At 66.7% G+C, this 4,132-nt stretch carries 3 protein-coding genes; 1 reads left to right on the top strand and 2 read right to left on the bottom strand.

Annotated elements, in window-relative coordinates:
* Together VFG33_RS23690 and metG are read right to left on the bottom strand one after the other, a co-directional pair.
* Window positions 1-210, bottom strand: a 210-nt coding sequence (locus tag VFG33_RS23690; RefSeq protein WP_325055132.1) for an SRPBCC domain-containing protein, incomplete at its 3' end; no start/stop codon positions are given.
* 71 nt (window positions 211-281) lie between these two features.
* The gene (gene metG / locus VFG33_RS23685; RefSeq protein ID WP_325055131.1) at window positions 282-2,069 is read right to left on the bottom strand and encodes a methionine--tRNA ligase; all 1,788 of its coding nucleotides are present in this window, start codon (window positions 2,067-2,069) and stop codon (window positions 282-284) included.
* Window positions 2,070-2,213: 144 nt separating this feature from the next.
* Between metG and VFG33_RS23680 the strand changes: the two genes are divergently transcribed.
* On the top strand, window positions 2,214-4,132 hold a 1,919-nt coding region (locus tag VFG33_RS23680), incomplete at its 3' end, for a bifunctional metallophosphatase/5'-nucleotidase (protein ID WP_325055130.1).

Genomic DNA, 4,132 nt, shown 5'->3' with positions numbered 1-4,132 from the left:
AGGGTCGATCTCGAGAATCTCGCCCTTGTCCTCGTACTCCTTGCCCTCGTACACGCCCTGCCAGGTGATCGGACTGCCCTGCTGCCAGTCGGTGTGCACGTCCGCCCCGAACATGAACTTCTTGATCTCCGCCGGGTCGGTCAGCACCGCCCACACCCGCTTCGGCGATTCGCTGATCTCGGTCTCCGCAGTGGCCACATAGTCGGCCATGATGGTCAGCTCCTATCTAGTCCGTGCCCCGACCGTACGGCTACCCGGTACCCCGGTCTTGGACAAAAGCGTCACTCGAGCCGAGCCAGCTCCTCGTCGACGACAGACGGTGCCAGTTTGGTGAAGATCGGCGTGGGCACCGCAACAGGAGTCCCCGGTACTACGGGTCGCGAGGTCCAGGTGGCTTCCTGGGCATAATCGCCCGTGATGATCGGAGCCGCGATGATTGGATAGGCAGGTCCCCCGTCCAGATCGTCCACCTCGCGGACCTCGGGTTGGGCGACGAAGGTGCCGGTCCCACCGAGTGCCTCGTGGACCCGTTGCGCCGAGTGCGGCAGGAACGGGGCCAGCAACCGGTTGCTGTCAGCCACTACCTGGGCGGCGACGTGCAGGATCGTGCCCTTGCGCTGGGGATCCGGCTCCTTCCAGGGCGCCTGCTGGGAGAGGTACTGATTCGCCTCGGAGGCTGTCCGCATCGCCTCGCCGATGGCCTGTTTGACCCGCTGGTGGTCCAGATGCGCACCGACCGTGGCGAAGGCGTTCTTGCTGGCGGCAAGCAGTTCGTGGTCGGCGGTGGTCAGGTCCGACGCCGGCGGGATCGCGCCGAAGTTCTTCGCGATCATCGAGGCGGTGCGGTTCACCAGATTGCCCCAGGTACTGACCAGCTCGTCGTTGTTCCGCCGGACGAACTCGGACCAGGTGAAGTCGGTGTCCTGGGTCTCCGGCCCGGCCACCGAGATGAAGTAGCGCAGTGCGTCCGGTCCGTACCGCTCGAGCACGTCGCGGACGTAGATCACCACCGAGCGGGACGAGGAGAACTTCCTGCCCTCCATGGTGAGGAACTCGCTGCTCACCACCTCGGTCGGGAGGTTCAGCGTGCCGTAGCTCCCCGGCGAACCACCTCGCGCGCCGCGTCCGTCGTACCCGAGGAGCTCGGCGGGCCAGATCTGGGCATGGAAGGTGATGTTGTCCTTGCCCATGAAGTAGTACGACTGCGCGGCCGGGTCGCACCACCAGGCGCGCCAGGCGTCGGGGTCGCCGCTGCGGCGGGCCCACTCGATGCTCGCGGACAGGTAGCCGATGACGGCGTCGAACCAGACGTAGAGCCGCTTGTTCGGGTTGTCCTCCCAGCCGGGCAGCGGGACCGGGATGCCCCAGTCGATGTCGCGCGTCATCGCCCGCGGCCGGACGTCGTCGAGCAGGTTGGTGGCGAACTTGAGCACGTTCGGCCGCCAGCCGGTGCGGGTCTGCAACCAGGAGCCGAGTGCCTCCGCCAGGGCCGGCAGGTCGAGGAAGAAGTGCTCGGTCTCGACGAAGACCGGGGTTTCCCCGTTGATCCGACTGCGTGGGTTGCGTAGCTCGATCGCGTCCAACTGGTTGCCGCAGTTGTCGCACTGGTCACCCCGCGCCGCGTCGTACCCGCAGATGGGGCAGGTGCCCTCGATGTAGCGGTCCGGGAGGGTGCGGCCGGTGGACCGCGAGATCGCGCCCATCGCGGTCTTCGTGACCAGGTAGCCGTTGCGATGGACCGTCCGGAAGAGCTCCTGCGCGACGGCGTAGTGGTTGCGGGTGGTGGTCCGGGTGAACAGGTCGTACGAGAGCCCGAGGCCCTGCAGATCCTCGACGATCACCCGGTTGTAGCGATCCGCGAGCTCCTTCGGGGAGACGCCTTCCCGCTCGGCCTGCACCAGAATCGGCGTCCCGTGCTCGTCGGTCCCCGACACCATCAGAACCTGGCGACCCATCATCCGCTGATACCGGCTGAACACATCCGACGGAACACCGAATCCGGACACATGGCCGATATGCCTGGGGCCGTTCGCATACGGCCAGGCCACGGCGGAGAGAACGTGGGTCATACAGCGACTGTAGGGCGGCCCGGCGTCAGGTGGCCAAAGGGTTTCGGCAGCCGGATTGTGCAGGATGTCAGCAATGTTGGGGATGTCCGGTGTTTCCCTTCGGTCGCTAGCGTGCGGGGCGGTCCCCACCGACAGGAGCTGCCGATGTCGATCCGCCCGCGATCCCGGATCCTTGCCCTACTTGCCGTGGCGATGGTCGGATTTGGTCTGCAGTTGGCTCCGCCGGTCGCGGCGACGGCAGCCCCGATCCCGGTTCAGCTGCTCAGCCTCACCGACCTGCACGGGTACCTGTCGGAGACCGAGAACCTGACGATCGCCGGGCCGTCCGGCAACCTGGCCGTCGGTGGTGCCGCCTATCTGAAGGCTCACCTGGACCAGCTCCGCGCCGGGCAGCCGAACTCGCTGCTGATCGGGTCCGGCGACCAGTTCAGCGGCTGGCCGGACTACACCCAGGGCTTCGCGAACGAACCGACGATCGAGGTGCTGAACGCGTTCGGGATGGATTTCGACGTGGCCGGCAACCATGAGTTCGACCGCGAGTTCCCGTTCCTGCAGCGGATGATGTCGGGCTCCTGCTACGGCAAACCCGGTTTCGACAGTTGCTTCACGGACTCGACCGGCAAGGCGTTCCACGGCACGGACTACCAGTACCACTCGGCGAACATCGTGAATCCGCGGTCGAAGCGGCCCGTGTTACCGCCGTACTGGATCACCAAGGTGGGAACCGCGCGGATCGGATTCATCGGCCTCACCCTTCCCGGTACGCCGAACGAGACGCTGTCCATCGGCGGATCGGGGTTCGAGTTCCAGGCACTCGTCGGAGCCGCGAACAAGGCTGCCGCGGAGCTCAAGAAGAAGGGTGTCGAGGCGATCGTGGTGAGCATGCACGAAGGCGGCCAGCAGGGCGGCCTGTTCAACGAGTGCAAGAACCCGACCGGCCCGATCTTCGACGCCGCAGCGACGTTGTCTCCCGACATCGATGTGATCCTTGGCGGCCACTGGCACACCGCGTTCAACTGCATGCTCCCCGATCCGGCCGGCAACCCCCGACCGGTGCTGGAGGCATCGAACCACGGCCGCGTGCTCGGCGAGGTGAAGTTGTCGCTTGACCCGAAGACCGGTGACGTGATCCGGGCTGCGACCACGGCCACCAACCACGCGGTAACCAAGGACCTGATCCCGGACGCGGGGATCCAGAAGATCGTGAAGTACTGGATGGATCGGTGGACTGTCCGCCAGGCACAGCCGCTGGCGAAGATCGATAGCGACCTCGATTTCACCACCACAGCGGAGAGCCGTACTGGAAACCTGGTCGCGGATCTCTACCAGTCCGAAGCGTCAGGCAAGCGCAACGGCGATGCCGATCTGGCGCTGGTTCCTGCCGATCTCGGCGTCGACGTGATCGCCGCCGGACTGAAGTACGCGCCTGGTGCCGACCCGAACGACCGGCCGGGACGGGTGCTGTTCGGGGAGGCCTGGCCGGTGGCCGGGATCTCGCCGATCACCACGTTGTCGCTGAAGGGGTCGACCGTCGACGCGATCCTCGAACAGCAGTGGATCCCGCCCGCCTACGGCTGCCGGCGGTTGTCTTCCCTGGCCGTCTCCAAGAACGTCCGCTACAGCTACGACCTGGGCGCGCCGATCGGGAACCGGGTCGACCCCGCGAAGGTGTTCATCAACGGCAAACGACTCGATCCCCGGCGGACCTACCGGGTCGCGACGACCGCGGTGATGCCGCTGCACGGTACGCAGTACGGGTATCCGGGCTTCGAGCAGTACGGCGACCTGGTCCGCGCGCCGAGAATGGGTCAGGAGGTCTTCCTGAACTACCTGCGCACGCACCCGTCGATCAAGGCTCCCGCGCTCGGCCGGGTGACCGCGATCCCCGGCACTCCCCCGCCGGTCGACGGGCCCTTCGGCCCGCTGAACCTGCTGCCCCAGAGCGCGATCACCGCGACCGCGACCAGCCAGGGATCCGCCGCCTACAGCGCAGCCGCTGCGGTGGACGGTCAGTGCTCGACCATGTGGCACTCCGCATGGAGCCCATACGCCCCGCTGCCGCA

The sequence above is a fragment of the Kribbella sp. genome (genome assembly GCF_035687465.1).
Lineage (GTDB): Bacteria > Actinomycetota > Actinomycetes > Propionibacteriales > Kribbellaceae > Kribbella.
This window is presented reverse-complemented; position numbering and strand designations above follow the sequence as displayed.